20 protein-coding genes and 1 riboswitch are annotated in these 25,302 nt (G+C 55.9%); of the genes, 12 read left to right on the top strand and 8 right to left on the bottom strand.

Going from position 1 to position 25,302, the window contains the following annotated elements; translation table 11 throughout:
* Nucleotides 1-438: 438 nt before the first annotated feature.
* Together purH and purD are read left to right on the top strand one after the other, a co-directional pair.
* On the top strand, nt 439-2,028 hold the full coding sequence (purH, locus tag V1566_RS04035) for a bifunctional phosphoribosylaminoimidazolecarboxamide formyltransferase/IMP cyclohydrolase (RefSeq protein ID WP_395305131.1): 1,590 nt from the start codon (nt 439-441) through the stop codon (nt 2,026-2,028).
* A 15-nt stretch (nt 2,029-2,043) separates the two neighbouring features.
* A complete protein-coding gene (gene purD, locus V1566_RS04030; protein WP_395305130.1) occupies nt 2,044-3,336 on the top strand; it encodes a phosphoribosylamine--glycine ligase in 1,293 nt (430 codons plus the stop codon).
* Between the two features lie 47 nt (nt 3,337-3,383).
* Here purD and V1566_RS04025 read toward each other — a convergent pair whose 3' ends face one another.
* The 6 genes from V1566_RS04025 to nudC form a co-directional block, all read right to left on the bottom strand.
* Entirely contained in the window at nt 3,384-4,076 is a 693-nt protein-coding gene (locus tag V1566_RS04025) for a DUF1481 domain-containing protein (RefSeq protein WP_395305952.1), read from the bottom strand.
* Between the two features lie 11 nt (nt 4,077-4,087).
* A complete protein-coding gene (gene hupA / locus V1566_RS04020) occupies nt 4,088-4,360 on the bottom strand; it encodes a nucleoid-associated protein HU-alpha (RefSeq protein ID WP_002445246.1) in 273 nt (90 codons plus the stop codon).
* Between the two features lie 186 nt (nt 4,361-4,546).
* A complete protein-coding gene (locus V1566_RS04015; RefSeq protein ID WP_395305129.1) occupies nt 4,547-5,137 on the bottom strand; it encodes a YjaG family protein in 591 nt (196 codons plus the stop codon).
* 41 nt (nt 5,138-5,178) lie between these two features.
* Complete coding sequence (gene nfi / locus V1566_RS04010; protein ID WP_063145605.1) at nt 5,179-5,850, bottom strand: deoxyribonuclease V; 672 nt, start codon at nt 5,848-5,850, stop codon at nt 5,179-5,181.
* 9 nt (nt 5,851-5,859) lie between these two features.
* Complete coding sequence (gene hemE, locus V1566_RS04005; RefSeq protein ID WP_395305128.1) at nt 5,860-6,924, bottom strand: uroporphyrinogen decarboxylase; 1,065 nt, start codon at nt 6,922-6,924, stop codon at nt 5,860-5,862.
* A 38-nt stretch (nt 6,925-6,962) separates the two neighbouring features.
* The gene (nudC, locus tag V1566_RS04000; RefSeq protein WP_395305127.1) at nt 6,963-7,736 is read right to left on the bottom strand and encodes an NAD(+) diphosphatase; all 774 of its coding nucleotides are present in this window, start codon (nt 7,734-7,736) and stop codon (nt 6,963-6,965) included.
* A gap of 95 nt (nt 7,737-7,831) precedes the next feature.
* Between nudC and rsd the strand changes: the two genes are divergently transcribed.
* From rsd to V1566_RS03950, 10 genes are all read left to right on the top strand, one after another.
* Nucleotides 7,832-8,329: a sigma D regulator gene (gene rsd / locus V1566_RS03995; protein ID WP_395305126.1), complete on the top strand. Its 498-nt coding sequence runs from the start codon at nt 7,832-7,834 to the stop codon at nt 8,327-8,329.
* Nucleotides 8,330-8,383: 54 nt separating this feature from the next.
* A riboswitch (TPP riboswitch) is annotated at nt 8,384-8,495 on the top strand.
* Between the two features lie 78 nt (nt 8,496-8,573).
* A complete protein-coding gene (gene thiC, locus V1566_RS03990) occupies nt 8,574-10,469 on the top strand; it encodes a phosphomethylpyrimidine synthase ThiC (RefSeq protein WP_395305125.1) in 1,896 nt (631 codons plus the stop codon).
* Nucleotides 10,469-11,110: a thiamine phosphate synthase gene (thiE, locus tag V1566_RS03985; RefSeq protein WP_395305124.1), complete on the top strand. Its 642-nt coding sequence runs from the start codon at nt 10,469-10,471 to the stop codon at nt 11,108-11,110. The genes thiC and thiE overlap by 1 nt, the downstream gene beginning before the upstream one ends.
* The gene (locus V1566_RS03980) at nt 11,097-11,852 is read left to right on the top strand and encodes a HesA/MoeB/ThiF family protein (protein ID WP_395305123.1); all 756 of its coding nucleotides are present in this window, start codon (nt 11,097-11,099) and stop codon (nt 11,850-11,852) included. Before thiE ends, V1566_RS03980 begins: the two co-directional genes overlap by 14 nt.
* Nucleotides 11,836-12,036 carry a sulfur carrier protein ThiS gene (gene thiS, locus V1566_RS03975; RefSeq protein ID WP_024908257.1) on the top strand — a complete coding sequence of 67 codons (201 nt, stop codon included), beginning with the start codon at nt 11,836-11,838 and terminating at the stop codon, nt 12,034-12,036. The genes V1566_RS03980 and thiS overlap by 17 nt, the downstream gene beginning before the upstream one ends.
* Before the next feature lies 1 nt (nt 12,037).
* Nucleotides 12,038-12,808, top strand: a complete 771-nt coding sequence (thiG, locus tag V1566_RS03970) for a thiazole synthase (protein ID WP_023334103.1) — start codon at nt 12,038-12,040, stop codon at nt 12,806-12,808.
* The gene (gene thiH, locus V1566_RS03965) at nt 12,805-13,932 is read left to right on the top strand and encodes a 2-iminoacetate synthase ThiH (protein ID WP_121425957.1); all 1,128 of its coding nucleotides are present in this window, start codon (nt 12,805-12,807) and stop codon (nt 13,930-13,932) included. The genes thiG and thiH overlap by 4 nt, the downstream gene beginning before the upstream one ends.
* Before the next feature lie 336 nt (nt 13,933-14,268).
* Nucleotides 14,269-15,810 (top strand): diguanylate cyclase domain-containing protein, encoded by a 1,542-nt coding sequence (locus V1566_RS03960; protein WP_395305122.1) that lies wholly within the window; start codon nt 14,269-14,271, stop codon nt 15,808-15,810.
* A 181-nt stretch (nt 15,811-15,991) separates the two neighbouring features.
* The gene (locus V1566_RS03955; RefSeq protein WP_010425948.1) at nt 15,992-16,300 is read left to right on the top strand and encodes a PTS sugar transporter subunit IIB; all 309 of its coding nucleotides are present in this window, start codon (nt 15,992-15,994) and stop codon (nt 16,298-16,300) included.
* Nucleotides 16,300-16,617 (top strand): PTS lactose/cellobiose transporter subunit IIA, encoded by a 318-nt coding sequence (locus tag V1566_RS03950; protein WP_008503455.1) that lies wholly within the window; start codon nt 16,300-16,302, stop codon nt 16,615-16,617. Before V1566_RS03955 ends, V1566_RS03950 begins: the two co-directional genes overlap by 1 nt.
* Nucleotides 16,618-16,732: 115 nt before the next feature.
* Here the strand turns inward: V1566_RS03950 and rpoC are convergent, their stop codons facing one another.
* Nucleotides 16,733-20,956, bottom strand: a complete 4,224-nt coding sequence (rpoC, locus tag V1566_RS03945) for a DNA-directed RNA polymerase subunit beta' (RefSeq protein ID WP_395305121.1) — start codon at nt 20,954-20,956, stop codon at nt 16,733-16,735.
* A 76-nt stretch (nt 20,957-21,032) separates the two neighbouring features.
* Nucleotides 21,033-25,061: a DNA-directed RNA polymerase subunit beta gene (gene rpoB / locus V1566_RS03940; RefSeq protein WP_023334099.1), complete on the bottom strand. Its 4,029-nt coding sequence runs from the start codon at nt 25,059-25,061 to the stop codon at nt 21,033-21,035.
* Between the last annotated feature and the right edge of the window lie 241 nt (nt 25,062-25,302).

Here is a 25,302-nt window from a genome sequence, read left to right as displayed (position 1 = left end):
CTGATAAATTGTTAAAGAGCAGTGCAACGCGGCTTTCGCTCACCGTTGCGAGGTGGCGTATATTACGCTTTCCTCTTTCAGAGTCAACCCGTTATTTCAGGATTTTTTCTCTTCAACCGAACCGCTTGTTGTGTGAAGTGATTCACATCCGCCGTGTCGATGGAGGCGCATTATAGGGAGTTCTCCGCAGGCCGCAACCGCTAAATGACAGAAAAATGACTGACTGCTGCATTCCACAGCAAAACCCCGCCTTATACCTTTTTACACACAGACTTATCCACAATGATACGAAAAAGTGAAAATGTGCGAGCGTTGCGCAAACGTTTTCGTTAAAATGCTCGCGCTTAACAAGGATGCCCCGTCAGGTGTGTTAGATGAGTTTTTCGCAGGAAAATTCATCTAACGCTCTCTGTAATCGTGAAATCCAGGGGATTTACCATGCAACAACGTCGTCCAGTCCGCCGTGCTCTGCTCAGTGTTTCTGATAAAGCCGGTATCGTCGAATTCGCTCAGGCACTTTCCGCACGCGGTGTGGAGCTGCTTTCCACAGGCGGTACCGCTCGCCTGTTAGCAGATAAAGGTCTGCCGGTAACCGAAGTGTCCGATTACACCGGTTTCCCGGAAATGATGGATGGACGCGTCAAAACCCTGCACCCGAAAGTGCACGGCGGTATTCTTGGCCGTCGCGGTCAGGACGACGCCATTATGGAGCAGCATGACATCGCGCCAATCGACATGGTGGTTGTTAACCTCTACCCGTTTGCCCAGACCGTTGCCCGCGAAGGCTGTTCTCTGGAAGATGCCGTAGAGAATATTGATATTGGCGGCCCAACCATGGTGCGCTCCGCGGCCAAGAACCATAAAGATGTGGCCATCGTCGTAAAGAGCAGTGATTACGAAACCATTATTAATGAGATGGATGCCAACGAAGGGTCACTGACGCTTGCAACGCGTTTCGACCTCGCCATCAAAGCCTTCGAACACACCGCCGCGTACGACAGCATGATCGCCAACTACTTCGGAAGCCTGGTGCCAGCCTACCACGGTGAAAGCAAAGATCCTTCTGGCCGCTTCCCGCGCACCCTGAACCTGAACTTCATTAAGAAGCAGGATATGCGCTACGGCGAGAACAGCCACCAGCAGGCTGCCTTCTATATAGAAGAAGAGGTGAAAGAAGCCTCTGTTGCGACTGCCCAGCAGGTTCAGGGCAAAGCCCTCTCCTATAACAACATTGCTGACACCGATGCCGCGCTGGAATGTGTGAAAGAGTTCAGCGAGCCAGCCTGCGTTATCGTCAAGCATGCGAACCCATGCGGCGTTGCCGTGAGCACCTCTATTCTGGATGCCTACGATCGCGCCTACAAAACCGACCCGACCTCTGCGTTCGGCGGCATTATCGCCTTTAACCGCGAGCTGGATGCTGAAACGGCTCAGGCCATCATCTCCCGCCAGTTTGTTGAAGTGATCATCGCGCCATCCGCATCTGAAGAGGCGTTGAAAATCACTGCGGCAAAACAGAACGTGCGCGTGCTGGTATGCGGCCAGTGGGCACAACGCGTGCCGGGCCTGGACTTCAAGCGCGTGAACGGCGGTCTGCTGGTTCAGGACCGCGATCTGGGTATGGTGCCAGAAGCCGACCTGCGCGTGGTAACCAAACGTCAGCCGAGCGAACAGGAACTGCGTGACGCGCTGTTCTGCTGGAAGGTCGCCAAGTTCGTCAAATCCAACGCCATCGTCTACGCGAAAGAGAACATGACCATCGGAATAGGTGCCGGCCAGATGAGCCGCGTCTACTCCGCGAAAATCGCGGGTATTAAAGCAGGCGATGAAGGTCTGGAAGTAAAAGGCTCCGCCATGGCTTCTGACGCCTTCTTCCCGTTCCGTGACGGTATCGACGCGGCAGCCGCTGTAGGGATCACCTGCGTGATCCAGCCTGGCGGCTCAATCCGCGACGACGAAGTGATTGCCGCCGCCGACGAACACGGCATTGCGATGATCTTCACCGACATGCGCCACTTCCGCCATTAATTCCCGGAGCTGAAAATGAAAGTATTAGTAATTGGTAACGGCGGACGCGAGCACGCTCTGGCGTGGAAAGCGGCGCAGTCTCCGCTGGTGAAAACGGTCTTCGTGGCGCCGGGCAACGCCGGTACCGCCCTGGAGCCGACTCTACAGAACGTCGCCATTGGCGTAACCGATATTCCGGCGCTGCTGAGCTTTGCCCAGAGCGAGAAAATCGACCTGACCATCGTCGGCCCGGAAGCGCCGCTGGTGATTGGCGTCGTTGATGCATTTCGCGCGGCGGGCCTGACCATCTTCGGGCCAACGGAAGGCGCTGCGCAGCTGGAAGGCTCTAAAGCCTTCACCAAAGATTTCCTCGCGCGTCATAACATCCCGACGGCGGAATATCAGAACTTCACCGAAGTAGAGCCAGCCCTGGCCTATTTACGTGAAAAAGGCGCGCCGATTGTTATCAAGGCCGACGGTCTGGCCGCCGGTAAAGGCGTGATCGTGGCGATGACCCTCGAAGAAGCAGAAGCCGCGGTTCAGGATATGCTGGCGGGCAACGCCTTTGGCGACGCGGGCCACCGCATCGTGATCGAAGAGTTCCTCGACGGTGAAGAGGCGAGCTTTATCGTGATGGTCGACGGCGAGCACGTTCTGCCGATGGCCACCAGCCAGGACCACAAGCGCGTGGGCAACGGCGATACCGGCCCGAATACCGGCGGGATGGGTGCCTACTCCCCTGCTCCGGTAGTGACTGATGAAGTACACCAGCGCACCATGGATCGCGTCATTTGGCCAACCGTGAAAGGGATGGCGGCGGAAGGCAACACCTATACCGGTTTCCTTTACGCAGGTCTGATGATCGATAAGCAGGGTAACCCTAAGGTTATCGAATTCAACTGCCGCTTTGGCGATCCGGAAACGCAGCCCATCATGCTGCGCATGAAATCCGATCTGGTGGAACTGTGTCTGGCAGCCTGCGAAGGCAAGCTCGACGAGAAAACCTCAGAGTGGGACGAGCGTGCGTCTCTGGGCGTGGTGATTGCTGCAGGTGGTTATCCGGGCAACTACAACACCGGGGATGAAATCCACGGCCTGCCGCTGGAAGAAATTGACGGTGCGAAGGTATTCCATGCGGGTACGAAGCTGGCTGACGACGATCGCGTCCTCACCAACGGCGGACGCGTGCTGTGCGCAACCGCGCTGGGCCATACCGTGGCAGAAGCGCAGAAACGCGCCTATGCGCTGATGGCGGATATTCACTGGAACGGCAGCTTTAGCCGTCAGGATATCGGTTATCGCGCGATTGCGCGTGAGCAGGGGGAGTAATTTACCCCTCACCCTAACCCTCTCCCTCAAGGGAGAGGGGACTTAAATCAAAAACTCTTCTCTGTCGGCTGCCAGGTGCAGAAGTCTTCGTTCGCCACCAGCAGCAGTTGGGAGCCTTCCGGCGCTTCCAGCCACGCCACACTCACCTCCATTGATGAATGACGCTGACGGCGTTGAATGTGTTCTGTTGCCCAGGATTCGAGCTCAGGCTTGACCGTCTGCCCTTCGCAGGTGGTCACCGTCCCATCGGCATGCCAGCGCCCCTGGCGCAGCACAACGCGGCCCAGGCGAAGCGCATCGCTGGTCTGGCGGATTTGTTCGGCACGATAACGGTAGAGGGCGATTTGATCGCTGGAAAGCTGCTGTTTTTGACCGCTGACTTCACGCTGCATAAAGCTCAGCTCGCCATGGTCGTCAAAACGCACTTTCACGTGTTCGGGGGTCTTGCTGTAGACGTTCAGTTCAATCAGCGACAGGTCATCTCCCTGCCAGCGATATTCCGCCGTCGACGTATTGCCGTTATGCCACGGGCTGAAGGCAGAAAGCAGATGCACTTCACCGCCGGAATCTTTGCGCCAGATCCTGACCGCGCCCTGGTTGCCCGCATAACCGCTGGCGGTAAAAGGCGGCAGGGAAGTGTCGTGGCTGCAGGCGGACAGCAGCAGCATGCCTGCCAGCGCGAGCGTTCCACGCCAGAAAGACAAAAGGGGCGTTGCCGCCCCTTCGCTAAAACTGTTCACTGCCACGCGTCTTACTTAACAGCGTCTTTCAGTGCTTTACCAGAAACAAATGCCGGCACGTTAGCTGCGGCGATTTTGATTTCTTTACCGGTCTGCGGGTTGCGGCCAGTACGCTCAGCGCGGTGGTTCACTTTGAAGGTACCGAAACCAACCAGTTGTACAGCATCACCTTCTTTCAGAGACTCAGTAATAGCAGCCAGGGTAGATTCCAGAGCAGCTTTAGCCTGCACTTTAGACAGATCAGCCTTGTCCGCAATTACATCAATCAGTTGAGTCTTGTTCATAAGTTATCCTTTCAATGTGTTTATCGCTTGCTAAGCATCGAGTGCGACGAAAATGCCAAAAAAGCACTCTCCTGCATACACGCACCGATAGCCACTTTTTTTCGCCCCCCAAATGTAGACCAGACAAGGGGCGAAAGGGAAGAGTCGAGGAGCGACAAAACGCGCGTTATCTCAAGTTTTCTTGTCTCATTGGTTAAAAATTATACCAATATTGCTCTCAGCAGTCTCTCGTAAGTCCGCGCGCAGCCCTTTGATCAGCTCAATATCGCGTTCTTCACACTCTGCCAGCAGGCGGAAAATCTCCCACTGAATGTCCCATTCTTGCTCAACCGCCGGGTTCGCACGCAGCTCTTCGTCGGTCATCTCGCGACCTTCCTGGGTCATTTCCAGCATCGCGACGGTCGTAATAGATGCCTTACTGACTTCAATAGCGTGCTCCAGCGTTTCACCGCTCAGACGGGAGTGAAGCAGTTCGCTTAATGCCACGCAGGCATCAATCGCCGGGTAGACACCGTACAGGTCAAAATCATCCGCAGCCGGAATCGCCTCTTCCAGCTTTTCCAGCTGGGAGTCAAAGTTCACCTTCGCGTCTTTTACCGTCAGCGTTTCCCAGATCAGATCCAGAATGCGGCGGTAGATATGGCCATCACCAAAGCCCGTCTCCTTACAGAACGCGGCATAGTTGGGATACATGCGCTCGCACAGGCAAGCCATAAACGTCACGTGCTGCCAGCTTTCAACTTTCTCAAGGCGCAGGTGAATCGGGTTTTGTAGCATGATGATCTCTCGAATCGAAAATTAGGCGCAGTTTACCTGAATCATCGCTGAATTTCCTGCCAACGAACAAAAGCCGGACGCGAAGACGCCACCGCGTCTGCCCAGCGCGTCGGCTCCGGCAAGCGGTAGCCCTTCATGCAACGCTGCACCCACGCCAGGGCGCTGTCCATGCTCACCCGGTGCCCTGTGGCGATAAAGAGCGGGTTACACCGTGCCTTGCTGCGCCAGACCCACGCTAACTGCTCACCTTTATGGACAAGCGGTGCCAGCGCACCCGGCTCGGCAGAAAGAGGTTCAAACGCGCCGCACAGGCGTTTCTTGGCGACGCCAATGGTCGGCACATCCACCAGCAGCCCAAAGTGGCTGGCAACGCCTAAACGGCGCGGGTGTGAAATACCATGTCCATCGACAAACAGCAGGTCAGGTTTTTGCGAGAGTTGCTCCCACGCTGCCAGCAGCGCGGGATATTCGCGGAAGGAGAGAAAGCCCGGAATGTACGGCATGGTGGTCGCGATACGCGCTACCTTGTACTCAACCAGCTCAAGCGACGGGTATTTCAGTACCACCATCGCCGCGCGCGTCACTTCCCCACCCTGCTCGAACCCGACGTCTGCTCCGCCAATGTACTGCGGAGGATCCTTATCCAGACGATCCTCGCGGATCACCGATGAAGCCAGTTCGATTTGCTGAGCGCGTAGCGACGCGAGATCCATAACCACTCCTTACTTGTGATACTGGGCAGAAAGCCGATGCACCGCCTCCACAAATACGCCAGCGTGTTCTGGCGGCACATCCTGATGAATACCGTGGCCGAGGTTAAAGACGTGGCCTTCCCCCTGGCCGAAACCAGACAGTATAGTCGACACTTCTTCTTCAATGCGGGCAGGAGGCGCATAGAGCATGGACGGGTCCATGTTGCCTTGCAGCGCCACTTTGTCGCCCACGCGACGGCGCGCATCAGCAATATCGGTGGTCCAGTCGAGGCCCAGCGCGTCGCAGCCGGTTGCCGCCATCGCTTCCAGCCACTGACCGCCACCTTTGGTGAACAGCGTCACCGGCACGCGACGACCTTCGTTTTCACGCAGCAGGCCGTCAACGATTTTGTGCATGTAGTACAGGGAGAACTGCTGATAATCGCGCCCGGTCAGCACGCCGCCCCAGGTATCGAAAATCATCACCGACTGCGCACCGGCCTTAATCTGCGCGTTCAGATAGAGGGTGACGCTCTTCGCCAGCTTGTCGAGCAGCGCATGCAGGGCCAGCGGCTCGGCGTACATCATCTTTTTAATCATGGTGAAGGCTTTGCTGCTGCCCCCTTCCACCATATAGGTCGCCAGCGTCCACGGGCTGCCGGAGAAGCCAATCAGCGGCACTTCACCTTTCAGCTCGCGGCGGATGGTGCGCACGGCGTTCATCACGTAGCCCAGCTCGCCTTCCGGATCGGGGATCGGCAGCTTATCCACGTCGGCTTTGCTTTGGATTGGGGAGGTGAAACGCGGACCTTCACCGGTTTCGAAGTACAGGCCAAGGCCCATTGCATCCGGAATGGTCAGAATATCCGAGAAGAGGATCGCAGCATCCAGCGGGAAGCGGCGCAGCGGCTGGAGCGTCACTTCGCAGGCCAGTTCGGCGTTTTTGCACAGCGACATAAAATCGCCCGCCTGCGCGCGCGTGGCTTTGTACTCTGGCAGATAGCGTCCCGCCTGGCGCATCATCCACACCGGGGTGACATCAACGGGCTGGCGCAGCAGCGCACGCAGATAACGATCGTTCTTCAGTTCGGTCATTTTTGCAGTTCCTTAAGCGTCATGGCCTCAGTGTAACACTACTCATACTCGGCCCGACACATCGCCACGGTATCTTCTATCAGCCGACGCGCCACGGTACCCGGCGGAGGTAACAGCGGTAAATCGTCGTAGCGATACCAGTTCGCGTCCAGTAGCTCTTTATGGTCGATAACGATCTCGCCGCTGTCGTATTCGGCCATAAATGCCGTCATCAGCGACTGCGGGAACGGCCACGGCTGGGAGGTGACGTAGCGCAGGTTCTTCACTTTGATTCCGCTCTCCTCCATCACCTCGCGCGCCACCGCCTGCTCCAGCGTTTCCCCCACTTCGACGAAGCCGGCCAGCACGGTGTGAATGCCGTTGCGATGGCGGGTATGCTGCGCCAGCAGGATGGAATCCTCCCGGCGGATAGCGACGATGATGCACGGCGCAATCTGCGGATAGTAGCGTTCGCGGCAGTGGTTGCAGAGCATCGCCCATTCGGTTTTGCTCGGGCGCATGGTATGACCGCAGTAGCCGCAGTATTTATGCGAGCGGTAAAACTCGGCCAGCTGCACGCCGCGCCCCGCCAGCTGGAACAGCCCCACGTCCAGATCCAGCACCTGGCGCACAGATCCCATATCCAGGCGGCGGGGCTGTTGGATCAACCACACGGGCTCACCCTGCCACTCGCCGATCTGTAGCGCTGGCTGGCCAACGAGATCGAACGCCTCAGCTGCGCCATAGGGAATTTCCCCGGCAGGAAGCCATAATTTTTGTTCGTGACTGACGATCCACCAACCAAGATCTGATTTTTCAATAATACGATCCATATCTATTGCACTACCTTCGCTTCACTGACATGTTGTTAGCATTGTGGTTACATTCTGGATAAGCAGATTCAATCCTACATTTTGCGGAGTCGACCATGTTAAACCAGCTGGAAAGCCTGACTGAGCGCGTTAGAGGAAGTAACAAACTGGTGGATCGCTGGCTACATGTGCGCAAGCATCTACTCGTGGCTTATTACAATCTGGTCGGTATTAAGCCTGGCAAAGAATCGTTTATGCGACTGAATGAAAAAGCGCTGGATGATTTTTGTCAGGGCCTGGTCGACTATCTGTCCGACGGCCATTTCAATATTTATGAACGCATTATCCGCGAAATGGAAGGGACAACACCGTATTTAGCGGCCAGCAAGCTCTATCCGCTGCTGGAAGCTAATACCCAGCAGATCATGGATTACTATGATTCCGCGCTCGAGAACGCCATCGATCACGATAACTATCTTGAGTTCCAGCGGGCGCTATCCGATCTCGGTGAAGCGCTGGAAGAGCGATTCACGCTGGAAGATAAGCTGATCGCCCTCGTGCTGGACAATGATGTGAACATCAGTAACGAAGAGAACGTCGCGCGCCCTGCTTGAGTTCTTCATCGTTAACGAGTAATTTACAACCATTCTCCCCTCTCACGAGGGGAATTTTTCTTGTCGGAGTGCCCAGCGCCTGAAAGCGCGGGCTGAGACCGTTAATTCGGGATCCGCGGAACCTGATCAGGCTAATACCTGCGAAGGGAACAAGAGTCACACTGCTGTTGTATCGCCTGAGGGCGATCCTCTCTTGCTTCATCCGTCGTCTGACAAGCCATGTCCTTCACTTTTGGAATGAGCTATGTCTACTGCAAAACTGACCCGCCGCGAACAGCGCGCACAGGCCCAACACTTCATCGACACGCTGGAAGGCACCGCTTTCCCGAACTCGAAACGCATCTACATTTCCGGCTCGCAGGCCGATATCCGCGTCCCAATGCGCGAAATTCAGCTCAGCCCGACGCTTATCGGCGGCAGCAAAGATAACCCCCAGTATGAAGACAACGAAGCCGTGCCGGTGTATGACACCTCCGGCCCATACGGTGACCCTGATGTTGCCATCAACGTCCAGCAGGGTCTGGCTAAGCTGCGCCAGCCGTGGATTGAGGCGCGTGATGATAGCGAAGCGCTAAACGAGCAAAGCTCAGCCTACACCAAAGAGCGCCTGGCCGACGACGGTCTGGACGAGCTGCGCTTTACCGGTCTGCTGACGCCAAAACGCGCTAAGGCGGGCAAATGCGTGACCCAGCTGCACTACGCGCGCCAGGGCATCGTCACGCCGGAGATGGAGTTCATCGCCATCCGCGAAAACATGGGCCGCGAGCGCATCCGCAGCGAAGTGCTGCGCTATCAGCATCCGGGTGAAGGCTTTGGCGCTCGTCTGCCGGAGAACATCACGCCGGAGTTTGTGCGTGACGAAGTGGCCGCAGGCCGCGCGATTATCCCCGCCAACATCAACCACCCGGAATCCGAGCCGATGATTATCGGCCGCAACTTCCTGGTGAAGGTCAACGCGAACATCGGTAACTCGGCCGTCACCTCCTCCATCGAAGAAGAGGTGGAAAAGCTGGTCTGGTCCACGCGCTGGGGTGCGGACACGGTAATGGACCTCTCCACTGGACGCTATATTCACGAAACCCGCGAATGGATCCTGCGTAACAGCCCGGTACCGATTGGCACCGTCCCGATTTATCAGGCGCTGGAGAAGGTCAACGGCATTGCCGAAGACCTCACCTGGGAAGCGTTCCGCGACACGCTGCTGGAGCAGGCTGAACAGGGTGTGGACTACTTCACTATTCACGCTGGCGTGCTGCTGCGCTACGTGCCGATGACGGCGAAGCGTCTGACCGGCATCGTCTCGCGCGGCGGTTCCATCATGGCGAAGTGGTGCCTGTCCCATCATCAGGAAAACTTCCTCTACGAGCACTTCCGCGAAATTTGCGAAATCTGCGCCGCGTACGATGTCTCTCTGTCGCTGGGCGACGGCCTGCGTCCGGGCTCTATTCGCGACGCGAATGACGAAGCGCAGTTTGCCGAGCTGCACACCCTGGGCGAACTGACCAAAATCGCCTGGGAGTATGACGTGCAGGTGATGATTGAAGGTCCGGGACACGTGCCGATGCAGATGATCCGCCGCAACATGACCGAAGAGCTGGAGCACTGTCACGAAGCGCCGTTCTATACCCTGGGGCCGTTGACCACCGATATTGCGCCGGGCTATGACCACTTCACGTCAGGCATTGGGGCGGCGATGATCGGCTGGTTCGGCTGTGCCATGCTCTGCTACGTGACGCCGAAAGAGCACCTCGGCCTGCCAAACAAAGAGGACGTGAAGCAGGGGCTGATCACCTACAAAATTGCCGCCCACGCGGCGGATCTGGCCAAAGGCCACCCGGGCGCGCAAATTCGCGATAACGCCATGTCGAAGGCGCGCTTTGAATTCCGCTGGGAAGATCAGTTCAACCTGGCGCTGGACCCGTTCACCGCCCGCGCCTATCACGACGAGACCCTGCCGCAGGAGTCGGGCAAAGTCGCACACTTCTGCTCCATGTGCGGGCCAAAATTCTGCTCGATGAAAATCAGCCAGGAGGTGCGCGACTACGCCGCGGCGCAAACCATTGAAGTGGGTATGGCGGACATGTCTGAGACCTTCCGCGCCAAAGGTGGCGAAATCTACCTCAAAAAAGAGGAGGCGTAATGTACCAGCCCGATTTCCCGCCCGTTCCCTACCGTTTAGGCCTCTATCCGGTGGTGGACAGCGTGGGGTGGATCCAACACCTGCTGGAGGCCGGTGTTCGAACGATCCAGCTACGCATCAAGGATAAACGCGATGACGAGGTGGAAGCCGATGTGGTTGCCGCCATCGCGCTTGGGCGTCGGCATAACGCCCGCCTGTTTATCAACGACTACTGGCGGCTGGCCGTTAAGCACCAGGCTTACGGCGTGCATCTGGGCCAGGAGGACCTGGAAACAACGGATCTGAGCGCTATCCGTGAAGCCGGGTTGCGTCTTGGCGTTTCAACACACGATGACATGGAGATCGACGTGGCCCTGGCGGCCCGCCCCTCTTACATCGCACTCGGTCACGTCTTCCCGACGCAAACCAAGCAGATGCCCTCCGCACCGCAGGGTCTGACGCAGCTGGCGAGCCACGTTAAACGCCTTGCCGATTACCCTACTGTCGCCATTGGCGGAATCAGCCTTGAACGTGCCCCGGCGGTGCTGGAGACCGGCGTCGGCAGTATCGCCGTCGTCAGCGCCATCACCCAGGCCGCAGACTGGCGGCTCGCCACCGAACAGCTGTTACAGCTGGCAGGAGCGGGTGATGAACGATCGTGATTTTATGCGCTACAGCCGTCAGATCCTGCTGGAAGATATCGCCATCGACGGACAGCAAAAACTGCTCGCCAGCCGGGTGCTGATTGTCGGTCTGGGCGGATTAGGCGCGCCCGCCGCGCTTTATCTGGCAGGTGCAGGTATCGGTACGCTGGTGCTGGCCGACGACGACGAGGTTCACCTCAGCAACCTGCAGCGACAAATCCTCTTTACCACCGAGGATATCAACCAGCCGAAAGCGAAAATCACCCGACAGCGTCTGAACCAGCTCAACCCGGATATCGAGCTGATTGCCCTGGAGGATCGGCTCAGCGGTGACAACCTGCGCCATGAGGTCGCCCTTGCCGACGTAGTGCTGGACTGCACGGACAACATGGCGACGCGCCAGGCGATTAACGCCGCCTGTGTGGCAAATAATACGCCGCTTATCACTGCCAGCGCGGTGGGTTTCGGCGGGCAGATGATGGTCCTGACCCCGCCGTGGTCGCAGGGCTGCTATCGCTGCCTGTGGCCGGATGATGCAGAGCCAGCGCGCAACTGCCGTACGGCGGGCATTCTTGGTCCGGTGGTCGGGGTAATGGGCACAATGCAGGCGCTGGAAGCCATCAAGCTGCTCAGCGGCATGGAGACGGAACGCAATACGCTGCGGCTGTTTGATGCCCGCTCCAGCGGCTGGCGCCATCTGGCGTTACACCGCGCCAGCCGCTGCCCGGTATGCGGAGGTCGCGATGCGCATTCTGTTTAACGATGAGCCGATGAGATGCGAAGACGGGCTCACCGTTGCGGTCTTGCTCGACAAGCTGCGTCAGCTGAAGCCGGGAACGGCGCTGGCGCTCAATCAACAGATCCTGCCGCGCGAGCAGTGGGAACATCAGCAGGTCAATGATGGCGACCAGATCCTGCTGTTTCAGGTTATCGCAGGGGGCTGAGATGTTACGTATTGCCGATAAAGTCTTTGATTCACATCTGTTTACCGGAACCGGAAAATTCGCCTCGCCGCAGCTGATGGTGGATGCCATTCGCGAAAGCGGCAGCCAGCTGGTGACGCTGGCGCTCAAGCGCGTGGATCTGCGTCATCACAGCGATGCCATTCTGGCGCCTTTACTGGAGGCTGGCGTCACGCTGCTGCCCAACACCTCGGGTGCCAAAACGGCCGAAGAGGCAATTTTTGCCGCGCAGCTGGCCCGCGAGGCGCTCGGCACCCGCTGGCTGAAGCTGGAAATTCATCCTGACGCCCGCTGGCTGCTGCCCGACCCTATCGAAACGCTGAAAGCGGCTGAAAAGCTGGTGCAGCAAGGGTTTACCGTCCTGCCTTACTGCGGCGCTGACCCTGTCCTGTGCAAACGGCTGGAAGAGGTCGGCTGCGCCGCCGTCATGCCGCTGGGAGCACCCATTGGCTCCAACCAGGGGCTGGAAACCCGCGCGATGCTGGAAATCATTATTGAGCAGGCTACCGTGCCGGTGGTGGTTGACGCGGGCATTGGCGTGCCCAGCCATGCCGCGCAGGCGCTGGAGATGGGCGCTGACGCAGTGCTGGTCAACACGGCCATCGCGGTTGCCGACGATCCGGTCATGATGGCGCGTGCGTTCCGCATGGCCGTAGAGGCTGGCCTGCTGGCAAGGGAGTCCGGCCCCGGCTCGCGCAGTTTCCAGGCCCAGGCCACCAGCCCGCTGACCGGTTTTCTGGAGGCGATCTCATGAGCACGTTTACCGAGCGCTGGCGGCAGCTTAGCTGGGACGACATTGCCCTGCGCATCAACAGCAAAACGGCGGCTGACGTGGAGCGCGCGCTGAATGCCCGCCATCTGACCCGCGAGGATCTGATGGCTCTGCTCTCCCCGGCGGCCAGCGCGTACCTCGAACCGATGGCCCAGCGAGCACAGCGGCTCACCCGCCAGCGTTTTGGCAACACGGTGAGCTTCTACGTGCCGCTCTATCTCTCAAACCTGTGCGCCAATGACTGCACCTACTGCGGCTTCTCCATGAGCAACCGCATCAAGCGTAAAACGCTTGATGAAGGTGAGATTGCCCGTGAGTGTGCGGCCATTCGTGAAATGGGTTTTGAACATCTTCTGCTGGTCACGGGCGAACATCAGGGAAAAGTGGGAATGGACTATTTCCGTCACCACCTTCCCGCCATTCGGCGTCAGTTTGCGTCATTGCAGATGGAAGTGCAGCCCCTGGCGCAGGAGGAGTACGCGGAGCTCAAAACCCTCGGGCTGGACGGGGTCATGGTCTACCAGGAAACCTACCACGAGGCGACGTACGCCCGGCACCATCTCAAAGGCAAGAAACAGGATTTCTTTTTCCGGCTGGAAACGCCGGACAGGCTGGGTCGCGCGGGCATCGACAAAATCGGTCTGGGCGCGCTGATCGGTCTCTCTGACAGCTGGCGGGTGGATTGTTATATGGTGGCGGAACATTTGCTATGGCTTCAGCAGCACTACTGGCAGAGCCGTTATTCCATCTCCTTCCCGCGCCTGAGACCTTGCGCGGGCGGGATTGAACCGGCCTCGCTAATGGATGAACGCCAGTTGGTGCAGACCATCTGCGCATTTCGCCTGCTCGCCCCGGAAGTGGAATTATCGCTCTCAACGCGTGAGTCCCCGGCGTTTCGCGATCGCGTTATCCCGCTTGCGATTAACAACGTCAGCGCGTTTTCCAAAACGCAACCTGGCGGCTACGCCGACGATCATCCTGAGCTCGAACAGTTTGTGCCGCATGACGGACGACGTCCGGAAGCGGTCGCCGCAGCCCTGACGGCGCAGGGACTTCAGCCTGTCTGGAAAGACTGGGACAGCTGGCTGGGAAGAACCTCGCAATGACGTTGAAACGCACTGCAACACCATAAAAAATTGTCGAGGCGCTACGAAAAGGCAAAACCGGATGATTGTCAGCGATCGTCCGGTTTTTTATTGTCACACGGTCAGCAACGGATGCTGACCAGGGCGAAAAGCTTCTTCCTCGTTTCGCCCTGCCTCTGGTTCATTGCACAAACGGCCCCAGCCAGTTGAATAAGCATTTTCTTAATGGTTCTTAAGATAAATCATTCCGTCAGAAATCGTGTGCCGTATAATTCACCGCTAGCAGCAGGACAGCGACTATGCTGAGAGGATATCGGCAGACGAAAAGTATTCACCATCAGGAACGATGCACAGCTCATGGCACTTCACAGCAAAAAGCTCTCTTTTACCCGGCCAATCATGCTTAGCTTCGCGGGGATCATCTGCAGTTTTGTGGTGATCGCGGTCGCGGTGACGCTTTCGCAACGAAAGGATTTTGTTGAGGATTATCACAAGATTAATAGCAATTTCACGCACAACCTGGCGGTGAACTATACCGAGTCGATCCTGCGTGAAAACGACTATATTCTTGGTCGTGCCGCGATGTACTTTTCGCGTAACGACAGGCTAAACGAGACGCTCAACGTCAACCCGACGCAAGGGCTGCAGATGGTGATGCATTTGCAGAACCTGATGCCGACCGTCTCCTCCATCTCGCTGGCTGACACGCAGGGGCATTATCTTCGCGCACCGGAAGTACTCCCCACGGAGAAGAGTAAAACCTTCGATCCCCGGACGCGGCCGTGGTTTGTCGCTCAGGCCGAAGCCAGTATCTTCAGCCATTATACTCGCCCCTACATGGACTATTTCACCGGCCATCCGACGGTCACAGTCTATAAGCCATTGATTTCACCGGAAGGCAGACTGAAGGGAACGATCGCGTTTCATCTCGATTTGACGTCAATGGGCTACACCCTGCGCCAGATGGTGGCGCCCGTTCAGGGGGAATTCTTTGTCGTCGAACGCGACGGCGCCGTTGTGCTTCACCCGGATACCGGCGCGCTCTTCAAACAGTACGTGAGCGAAGCGCTGATGGACAAAATGACCAGCGGCGAAGGCCACCTTTATGACAAGAAAAACAACGCCTGGTATTACTACTACTCGTTTACCAATCCGGACTGGTTTGTCATTTACCGGGTCTCTGGCGAGACGCTCACCGATATCACCCGCCACGAAACGACGATTGTTGGCTGGGGGTTTGCGCTGGCGGCCATCATCATCATCCTCTTCGGCTTATACCTCCGCCACGCCTCGCGTAGCGTGCTGATGCACATTATCAATGCCATCAAAACCGGCGACGTCAGCGAGGCGCCGCGGCTGGAGGCGATGCTGAGCCACACTATCCAGTCCAATAAAGAGCGTGAGATGGCCTATGTCCGCCAGGCCACTCACGATGCGCTGACGGGCTGTAAAAACCGCCGCGCATTCGATAGCGATATTGCGGAGCTGCTGAATACCCATCAGCCTTTCGCACTGGCGCTGGTGGACATTGATAACTTCAAGTCGATTAACGACACGCTGGGCCACCTGACCGGTGATATCGTTCTGCGCAACGTGGCCCGCGAAGGGATCCAGATCATGCAGCCACATCACGTCTCGCTTTACCGGTACGGTGGAGAAGAGTTTGCGGTAATTTTCCAGACTGAGCAGATGACGTCTGCGCTCTCATTACTGGAAGCGTGGCGTACCGCTGTTGAAAAACGCGTCTGGCGAGAAGAAAACCTGCGGGTTACGTTCAGCGGCGGTCTTGGGGAGTGGCATTTTGAACCGCTGGATCAATTTGTCGGAAGCGTTGATAACGCCCTCTACAGCGCCAAACAACAGGGCAAAAACCGCATTAACCGAACGTCCATCAGCTAATCCTCCCTCTTTCACCCCTGCCCGTTTCGACGGGCCGGGTACCCGACAACGCAAAATTGTAACCGGTTTCAGAAAATCGCCGGTTTCTTTGTGATGCCTGACACACAATCGCGGTAAACCGGTTGTTGAAGCAGTCTGCACGGGATAATTATCAATAAACACATGTAGATCGAGGCTGATTATGAAGAACATCGTTTTATGCTGTGCAGCGGGAATGTCAACCAGCATGCTGGTTCAACGTATGAAAGACGCCGCGCAGAAAAAAGGGGTTGAAGTCACCATTAAAGCCGTTCCGGTTGCGGAGTTTAAAGACAACATCGCGACGGCCGACATCGTATTGCTGGGGCCACAGGTTAAATACGAGCAGGCCAAACTTCAGGCGCAGGCCGACCCGTTGGGTAAAAAGGTCGCGGTGATCGACATGATGGATTACGGCATGATGAAAGGCGATGCCGTACTGGAAAAAGCGCTCAAACTTCTGGAGTCATAATGGAAGACTTAGAAACCACGATAATGGAACTGCTGGTCAATGCAGGCGCGGCGCGCAGTGCGGCCCTGACGGCGTTACAGATGGCGCGTAAAGGTGAGTTTGACGAAGCAGAAAAAGCGATGGAAGAGTCGCGCGAATATGTGAAGCATGCGCACACGATCCAGACTCAGCTTATTGGTCTTGATGAAGGGACCGGGAAGCTTCCGGTTAACCTGATCACCGTCCACTCTCAGGATCACCTGATGAACGCGATGGTCATTCAGGATCTGGCGGGCGATATGATTGAGCTTTATCGTCGGATCCCGTTGGTAAACTGATAACGTACAGATGTAAAAAAACCCGCCTCGGCGGGTTTTTTATTGTCGGGTGGCGCTGCGCTTACCCGACCTACGAGGCACATGCCCGGTAATGTTCATCACCGGGCATCAACGATTACTCGTTGTCGGAACCGCCCAGACCTGCGTTCAGCAGTTCTGCCAGGCTCGCGGATGCATCTTCAGCAGTCACCTGCGGTGCAGCTGGCAGTTCGCCCGCAGCACGACGACGCATACGATCCTGATGGTACGCATAACCGGTACCAGCCGGGATCAGACGACCCACGATAACGTTCTCTTTCAGACCGCGCAGTTCATCACGCTTACCAGCAACAGCGGCTTCGGTCAGGACACGAGTCGTTTCCTGGAACGATGCAGCAGAGATGAAGGACTCGGTTGCCAGAGACGCTTTGGTGATACCCAGCAGATCGCGCGCGAAGGTCGCACCGATTTTGCCGTTCGCTTCCAGATCGCGGTTAGCAATCTTGACGCGTGAGTATTCAACCTGCTCGCCTTCCAGGAACTCGGAGCTGCCTGCGTTTTCGATGGTTGCTTTACGCAGCATCTGACGAACGATAACTTCGATGTGCTTATCGTTAATCTTAACGCCCTGCAGACGGTAAACGTCCTGCACTTCGTTGGTGATGTAACGCGTTACCGCGTGGACGCCACGAAGACGCAGAATGTCGTGCGGAGCTTCTGGACCATCGGAAACCACGTCACCACGTTCTACACGTTCACCTTCGAACACGTTGAGCTGACGCCACTTAGGAATCATCTCTTCGTACGGTTCGCTGCCATCTACTGGAGTGATAACCAGACGGCGTTTCCCTTTGGTCTCTTTACCGAAGGAGATGATACCGCTGATTTCAGCCAGGATTGCAGGCTCTTTCGGACGACGTGCTTCGAACAGATCCGCAACGCGTGGCAGACCACCGGTGATGTCCTTGGTACCGCTGGATTCCTGTGGAATACGCGCCAGAGCATCACCCGCACCGATCTGAATGCCATCTTCCAGCTGAACGATCGCTTTACCCGGCAGGAAGTACTGCGCAGGCATGTCGGTACCAGGGATCAGAACGTCGTTACCCTGAGCATCAACGATTTTCAGTGCAGGACGCAGATCTTTACCACCGGTAGTACGTTCAGCAGAATCCAGAACCACCAGAGAAGACAGACCGGTCAGCTCGTCGGTCTGACGAGTAATGGTCTGGCCGTCGATCATGTCAGTGAAGCGGATGAAACCACTTACTTCGGTGATAACCGGCATGGTGTGTGGATCCCAGTTTGCAACGGTTTCACCGCCGGCAACCTGCTCGCCATCACCTTTCGCCATAACCGCACCGTAAGGCACTTTATAGCTCTCTTTGGTACGACCGAATTCGTCGATCAGCTTCAGCTCGGTGTTACGAGAGGTCACAACCAGCTTGCCTGCGGAGTTAACAACAGACTTCGCGTTGCTGAGCTTGATGCTACCTTTGTTTTTCACCTGGATGCTGGATTCAGCAGCCGCACGAGATGCCGCACCACCGATGTGGAACGTACGCATCGTCAGCTGTGTACCCGGCTCACCGATGGACTGTGCCGCGATAACGCCGATTGCTTCACCTTTGTTGATGATGTGGCCACGCGCCAGGTCACGACCGTAGCAGTGCGCACATACACCAAAGTCGGTGTCACAGGATACAACGGAACGTACTTTCACGGAGTCAACAGAGTTCGCTTCCAGCAGGTCACACCAGTGCTCGTGCAGCAGCGTGTTGCGTGGAACCAGAATATCTGCAGTACCCGGCTTCAGAATGTCTTCCGCGGTCACACGACCCAGAACGCGATCGCGCAGTGGCTCTTTAACATCACCACCCTCGATAACCGGGGTCATGGTGATACCTTCGAGGGTGCCACAATCGTCTTCGGTCACAACCAGATCCTGGGCAACGTCAACCAGACGACGCGTCAGATAACCGGAGTTCGCTGTTTTCAGTGCGGTATCCGCCAGACCTTTACGAGCACCGTGCGTGGAGATGAAGTACTGGAGTACGTTCAGACCTTCACGGAAGTTCGCGGTGATTGGCGTTTCGATGATGGAGCCATCTGGCTTCGCCATCAGACCACGCATACCTGCCAGCTGACGAATCTGTGCTGCGGAACCACGCGCACCGGAGTCGGCCATCATGTAGATGCTGTTGAAGGAAACCTGCTGCTCTTCTACGCCGTCACGGTTAATCACGGTTTCGGTCTGCAGGTTATCCATCATCGCTTTGGATACACGATCGTTCGCCGCTGCCCAGATATCGATAACTTTGTTATAGCGTTCGCCCGCGGTAACCAGACCAGACTGGAACTGCTCCTGGATCTCAGCGACTTCGGCTTCCGCTTCAGAGATGATCTCGTGTTTCTTCTCTGGGATGACCATGTCATCGATACCAACAGATGCACCTGAACGCGCTGCATAAGCAAAGCCGGTATACATTGTCTGGTCAGCGAAGATAACGGTCGGCTTCAGACCCAGAATGCGGTAACAGGTGTTCAGCATTTTGGAGATCGCTTTCTTGCCCAGCGCCTGGTTGACGATGGAGAAAGGCAGACCTTTCGGTACGATCATCCACAGAATGGCACGGCCAACGGTCGTGTCTTTCAGGCTGGTTTTCGCAACGAATTCGCCGTTTTCATCTTTTTCGTATTCGGTGATACGCACTTTAACGCGCGCATGCAGAGAGGCCAGGCCAGCGCGATAAATACGCTCAGCTTCTTTCGGGCCAGTCAGCACCATGCCTTCGCCTTTGGCGTTAACACAGTCGCGGGTCATGTAGTACAGACCCAATACAACGTCCTGAGAAGGAACGATAATTGGTTCACCGTTCGCTGGGGACAGGATGTTGTTGGTAGACATCATCAGCGCACGCGCTTCGAGCTGGGCTTCCAGCGTCAGCGGTACGTGAACAGCCATCTGGTCACCATCGAAGTCGGCGTTATATGCCGCACAAACCAGCGGGTGCAGCTGGATAGCTTTACCTTCGATCAGAACTGGCTCAAATGCCTGGATACCCAAACGGTGCAGGGTTGGTGCACGGTTCAGCAGTACCGGGTGTTCGCGGATAACTTCGTCCAGGATATCCCAAACGACAGCTTCTTCACGCTCAACCATTTTCTTAGCGGCTTTGATGGTGGTGGCGAGGCCACGCAGTTCCAGCTTGCCGTAGATGAACGGTTTGAACAGCTCCAGTGCCATTTTCTTCGGCAGACCGCACTGATGCAGACGCAGGTATGGACCTACGGTGATTACAGAACGACCGGAGTAGTCAACACGCTTACCGAGCAGGTTCTGACGGAAACGACCCTGTTTACCTTTGATCATGTCGGCCAAAGATTTCAGAGGACGTTTGTTAGAACCGGTGATCGCACGACCGCGACGACCGTTATCCAGCAGGGCATCTACCGCTTCCTGCAGCATACGTTTTTCGTTGCGTACGATGATGTCCGGCGCAGCCAGATCCAGCAGACGTTTCAGACGGTTATTACGGTTGATAACGCGACGATACAGATCGTTCAGATCGGACGTTGCGAAACGACCACCATCCAGCGGAACCAGTGGACGCAGATCTGGCGGCAGAACCGGCAGAACGGTCAGGATCATCCACTCTGGTTTGTTACCAGACTGAACGAACGCTTCCAGCAGTTTGATACGCTTGGTCAGCTTTTTACGTTTGGTTTCGGAGTTGGTTTCGTTCAGCTCTTCACGCAGCTGCTCGCACTCTTGCTCCAGATCCATGCTCTTCAGCAGGGCCTGAATAGCTTCCGCACCCATCTTCGCGTCGAATTCGTCACCGAACTCTTCCAGCGCGTCCAGATACTGCTCTTCAGTCAGGATCTGATGACGTTCCAGGTTCGTCATCCCGCCTTCGATAACCACATAAGATTCGAAGTACAGAACGCGTTCGATATCGCGCAGCGGCATATCCAGCAGCAGACCGATACGGGACGGCAGAGATTTCAGGAACCAGATATGAGCGGTCGGAGACGCCAGCTCGATGTGGCCCATGCGCTCACGACGCACTTTGGTCTGGGTCACTTCAACGCCGCACTTCTCACAGATCACACCACGGTGTTTCAGGCGCTTGTACTTACCGCACAGGCACTCGTAATCTTTTACTGGCCCGAAAATACGCGCACAGAAAAGGCCGTCACGCTCAGGTTTGAACGTACGGTAGTTGATGGTTTCCGGCTTTTTAACTTCACCGAAAGACCATGAACGGATCATGTCTGGCGAAGCCAGAGCAATTTTGATCGCATCAAACTCTTCGGTTTTAGTCTGCGCTTTCAGAAACTTTAATAAATCTTTCACGGATTTGCTCCCGTCGGAGTTAGCACAATCTGGTGCCGGGGGTTAACCCGGCACCAGTGACCTGTTTGAGCGAGAATTACTCGTCTTCCAGTTCGATGTTGATACCCAGCGAACGAATCTCTTTCAACAGTACGTTGAAGGATTCTGGCATGCCCGGTTCCATCTGATGGTTGCCGTCCACGATGTTTTTATACATCTTGGTACGACCGTTCACGTCATCAGACTTAACGGTGAGCATTTCCTGCAGGGTGTATGCCGCGCCGTATGCTTCCAGCGCCCACACTTCCATCTCCCCGAAGCGCTGACCACCGAACTGTGCCTTACCACCCAGCGGCTGCTGAGTAACCAGGCTGTAAGAACCGGTAGAACGAGCGTGCATCTTGTCGTCGACCAGGTGGTTCAGTTTCAGCATGTACATGTAACCTACGGTTACCGGACGCTCGAACTGTTCACCGGTACGGCCGTCAAACAGCGTAATCTGACCAGACGTTGGTAGACCACCCAGTTGCAGCAGCTCTTTAATTTCAGCTTCTTTCGCACCATCGAAGACCGGCGTTGCGATTGGCATACCTTTTTTCAGGTTCTCAGCCAGGCGCAGCACTTCTTCATCGCTGAAGGTATTCAGGTCGACTTTCTGACGCACGTCGGTACCCAGATCGTAGGCACGCTGGATGAATTCGCGCAGTTTCGCGACTTCTTCCTGCTGCTTCAGCATGGCGTTAATCTTGTCGCCGATACCTTTCGCAGCCATACCCAGGTGAGTTTCCAGGATCTGACCGATGTTCATACGAGACGGTACGCCCAGCGGGTTCAGTACGATATCTACCGGCGTACCGTTAGCATCGTGCGGCATATCTTCGATCGGGTTGATCTTAGAGATAACACCCTTGTTACCGTGACGACCTGCCATCTTATCACCAGGCTGGATCTGACGTTTAACGGCCAGATACACCTTAACAATCTTCAGCACGCCTGGTGCCAGATCGTCGCCCTGAGTGATTTTGCGGCGTTTCGCTTCGAGTTTTTTCTCGAACTCGTGTTTCAGTTCGTCATACTGCTCAGCCAGCTGTTCCAGCTGATTTTGTTTCTCTTCGTCGGTCAGGCCCAGTTCCAGCCAGCGATCGCGTGGCAGTTTGTCGAGCTTCTCAGCTTCAACGCCACCGGCAACCAGCACCGCATAGATACGGCTGAACAGACCCGCTTCGAGGATCTGCAGTTCTTCAGACAGGTCTTTCTTAGCCTGTTTGAGCTGCATCTCTTCGATTTCCAGCGCACGCTTATCTTTCTCAACGCCGTCACGGGTGAAGACCTGAACATCGATAACCGTACCGGAAACACCGTTTGGTACGCGCAGAGAAGAGTCTTTAACGTCAGACGCTTTCTCACCGAAGATTGCACGCAGCAGTTTCTCTTCTGGCGTCAGCTGCGTTTCACCTTTAGGCGTAACCTTACCAACCAGAATGTCGCCGCCGGTCACTTCCGCACCGATGTAAACGATACCGGATTCATCCAGTTTGGAGAGCGCAGCTTCACCCACGTTAGGGATGTCAGCGGTGATCTCTTCTGGCCCCAGCTTGGTGTCACGGGACACACATGCCAGTTCCTGAATGTGGATGGTGGTGAAACGATCTTCCTGAACCACACGCTCGGAGACGAGGATGGAGTCTTCGAAGTTGTAACCGTTCCATGGCATGAACGCTACACGCATGTTCTGACCGAGCGCCAGTTCACCGAGGTCGGTGGACGGACCATCTGCCAGCACGTCGCCGCGCTCAACTGGCTCACCCAGAGATACGCAAGGCATCTGGTTGATACAGGTGTTCTGGTTAGAACGGGTGTATTTGGTCAGGTTATAAATGTCGATACCTGCTTCGCCAGGATACATCTCGTCTTCGTTAACTTTGATAACGATACGGGATGCGTCGACGTACTGAACAGTACCGCCACGTTTAGCAACCGCAGTAACACCGGAGTCAACGGCAACAGCACGTTCCATACCGGTACCAACCAGCGGCTTATCAGCGCGCAGAGTTGGAACGGCCTGACGTTGCATGTTCGCACCCATCAATGCACGGTTGGCGTCATCGTGTTCCAGGAACGGGATCAGGGACGCACCGACGGATACCACCTGCTGGGTGGATACGTCCATGTAGTCAACCTGGTCGCGGCTGAACAGGCTTGATTCGCCTTTGCTACGGCAGGTAACCAGATCTTCTACAAAGTGGCCTTCGTCATCCAGGTTGGAGTTCGCCTGAGCGATAACGTAGTTGCCTTCTTCGATAGCAGACAGGTAGTGAATTTCGTCGGTTACAACACCGTCAGTCACTTTACGGTACGGGGTCTCGAGGAAACCGTATTCGTTAGTCTGTGCGTACACGGACAGGGAGTTGATCAGACCGATGTTTGGACCTTCAGGCGTTTCGATTGGACATACGCGACCGTAGTGCGTCGGGTGTACGTCTCGAACTTCAAAGCCTGCGCGTTCACGGGTCAGACCGCCTGGGCCGAGTGCAGAGATACGACGTTTGTGCGTAATCTCAGACAGCGGGTTGTTCTGGTCCATGAACTGAGACAGCTGGCTTGAACCGAAGAACTCTTTCACTGCTGCAGAAATCGGCTTGGCGTTGATCATATCCTGAGGCATCAGGGTATCCAGATCGCCCAGAGACAGACGCTCTTTCACCGCACGCTCTACACGTACCAGGCCAACGCGGAATTGGTTTTCCGCCATTTCGCCTACGGAACGGATACGACGGTTGCCGAGGTGGTCGATATCGTCCACTTCGCCTTTACCGTTACGGATATCGATGAGCTTCTTCATCACTTCGATGATGTCGTCTTTGCTCAGGATACCGGAACCTTCGATTTCGTCGCGCAGCAGAGAACGGTTGAACTTCATACGACCAACCGCGGACAGATCGTAGCGGTCTTCGGAGAAGAACAGGTTCTCGAACAGGCTTTCCGCCGCTTCGCGAGTTGGTGGCTCACCAGGACGCATCATGCGGTAGATTTCTACCAGCGCGCTCAGACGATCGGTAGTTGGGTCGACGCGAATAGTCTCAGAGATATACGCGCCGTGGTCCAGATCGTTGGTGAACAGCGTTTCGATACGTTTGTGGCCAGACTGGCTCAGCTTAGCCAGCAGATCCAGGCTCAGCTCCATGTTCGCTGGGCAGATCAGCTCACCCGTTGACTCGTCAACGTAATCTTTCGCGGCTACTTTTCCTGCAATGTACTCAACCGGAACTTCGATGAGTTTGATATCATCTTTTTCCAGCTGGCGGATGTGGCGCGCGGTGATACGGCGACCTTTTTCCACATACACTTTGCCGTCGGCTTCGATGTCGAACGACGCGGTCTCACCACGCAGACGTTCCGGCACCAGCTCCATCTGCAGCTTGTTGTCGCGGATTTCAAAGATCACTTTCTCAAAGAACAGGTCCAGGATCTGTTCAGTGGTGTATTGCAGCGCACGCAGAATGATGGTTGCAGGCAGCTTACGACGACGGTCGATACGGACAAACAGGTTGTCTTTCGGATCGAACTCGAAGTCCAGCCATGAACCACGGTAAGGAATGATGCGTGCGTTATACAGTACTTTACCGGAAGAGTGTGTTTTACCTTTATCGCTGTCGAAGAAGACGCCCGGGCTACGATGCAGCTGGGAAACGATAACACGCTCAGTACCGTTGATAACGAAAGTACCGTTGTCTGTCATGAGTGGAATTTCACCCATGTAGACTTCTTGTTCTTTAATGTCTTTTACGGTGCCTTCCGGCGCTTCGCGCTCGTAGATCACCAGACGCAGTTTTACGCGCAGCGGTGCGGAATAGGTCACGCCACGGATCTGACATTCCTGAACGTCAAACACCGGTTCGCCAAGGCGGTAGCTGACGTACTGCAGCTCGGAGTTACCGCTGTAGCTCTGAATCGGGAACACGGAGCGGAAGGCTGCTTCCAGACCGTACTGCCCTTCAGGATCTTGCTCGATAAACTTCTGGAACGAGTCAAGCTGGATAGAAAGGAGATATGGAATGTCCAGAACTTGTGGACGTTTACCAAAATCCTTACGAATACGTTTTTTCTCGGTATAGGAGTAAACCATAGGGTTCCTCAGCTCGCTGACAAGTCGACCCATCTGTCCGACGAAGGGACAGTTTGTGCAACACCATTTTGTGGACCGGAAAATTGAATACTTTCCGCAATACCTGTTGCTATCACGCTTAAATCATTTCGTCGCGATTTACACAGAGCGAGCACCCTGTCGCAATATATTAAGTCGTCGATAGAAACATGCATTGTCAGGACAACCAGCAGTCAAACAGTGTGAAATGCTACTGATGCCT

Origin of the sequence: Enterobacter sp. ECC-019, assembly GCF_043974075.1 — a bacterium.
GTDB lineage: Bacteria > Pseudomonadota > Gammaproteobacteria > Enterobacterales > Enterobacteriaceae > Enterobacter > Enterobacter asburiae_D.
This window is presented reverse-complemented; position numbering and strand designations above follow the sequence as displayed.

What these genes read in the sequence shown, in the direction of transcription:
- purH (WP_395305131.1), top strand. Translation starts at nt 439, where the DNA reads ATGCAACAACGTCGTCCAGTCCGCCGTGCTCTGCTCAGTGTTTCTGAT.
- purD (WP_395305130.1), top strand. Translation starts at nt 2,044, where the DNA reads ATGAAAGTATTAGTAATTGGTAACGGCGGACGCGAGCACGCTCTGGCG.
- hupA (WP_002445246.1), bottom strand. Translation starts at nt 4,360, where the DNA reads ATGAACAAGACTCAACTGATTGATGTAATTGCGGACAAGGCTGATCTG.
- V1566_RS04015 (WP_395305129.1), bottom strand. Translation starts at nt 5,137, where the DNA reads ATGCTACAAAACCCGATTCACCTGCGCCTTGAGAAAGTTGAAAGCTGG.
- nfi (WP_063145605.1), bottom strand. Translation starts at nt 5,850, where the DNA reads ATGGATCTCGCGTCGCTACGCGCTCAGCAAATCGAACTGGCTTCATCG.
- hemE (WP_395305128.1), bottom strand. Translation starts at nt 6,924, where the DNA reads ATGACCGAACTGAAGAACGATCGTTATCTGCGTGCGCTGCTGCGCCAG.
- nudC (WP_395305127.1), bottom strand. Translation starts at nt 7,736, where the DNA reads ATGGATCGTATTATTGAAAAATCAGATCTTGGTTGGTGGATCGTCAGT.
- rsd (WP_395305126.1), top strand. Translation starts at nt 7,832, where the DNA reads ATGTTAAACCAGCTGGAAAGCCTGACTGAGCGCGTTAGAGGAAGTAAC.
- thiC (WP_395305125.1), top strand. Translation starts at nt 8,574, where the DNA reads ATGTCTACTGCAAAACTGACCCGCCGCGAACAGCGCGCACAGGCCCAA.
- thiE (WP_395305124.1), top strand. Translation starts at nt 10,469, where the DNA reads ATGTACCAGCCCGATTTCCCGCCCGTTCCCTACCGTTTAGGCCTCTAT.
- V1566_RS03980 (WP_395305123.1), top strand. Translation starts at nt 11,097, where the DNA reads ATGAACGATCGTGATTTTATGCGCTACAGCCGTCAGATCCTGCTGGAA.
- thiS (WP_024908257.1), top strand. Translation starts at nt 11,836, where the DNA reads ATGCGCATTCTGTTTAACGATGAGCCGATGAGATGCGAAGACGGGCTC.
- thiG (WP_023334103.1), top strand. Translation starts at nt 12,038, where the DNA reads ATGTTACGTATTGCCGATAAAGTCTTTGATTCACATCTGTTTACCGGA.
- thiH (WP_121425957.1), top strand. Translation starts at nt 12,805, where the DNA reads ATGAGCACGTTTACCGAGCGCTGGCGGCAGCTTAGCTGGGACGACATT.
- V1566_RS03960 (WP_395305122.1), top strand. Translation starts at nt 14,269, where the DNA reads ATGGCACTTCACAGCAAAAAGCTCTCTTTTACCCGGCCAATCATGCTT.
- V1566_RS03955 (WP_010425948.1), top strand. Translation starts at nt 15,992, where the DNA reads ATGAAGAACATCGTTTTATGCTGTGCAGCGGGAATGTCAACCAGCATG.
- V1566_RS03950 (WP_008503455.1), top strand. Translation starts at nt 16,300, where the DNA reads ATGGAAGACTTAGAAACCACGATAATGGAACTGCTGGTCAATGCAGGC.
- rpoB (WP_023334099.1), bottom strand. Translation starts at nt 25,061, where the DNA reads ATGGTTTACTCCTATACCGAGAAAAAACGTATTCGTAAGGATTTTGGT.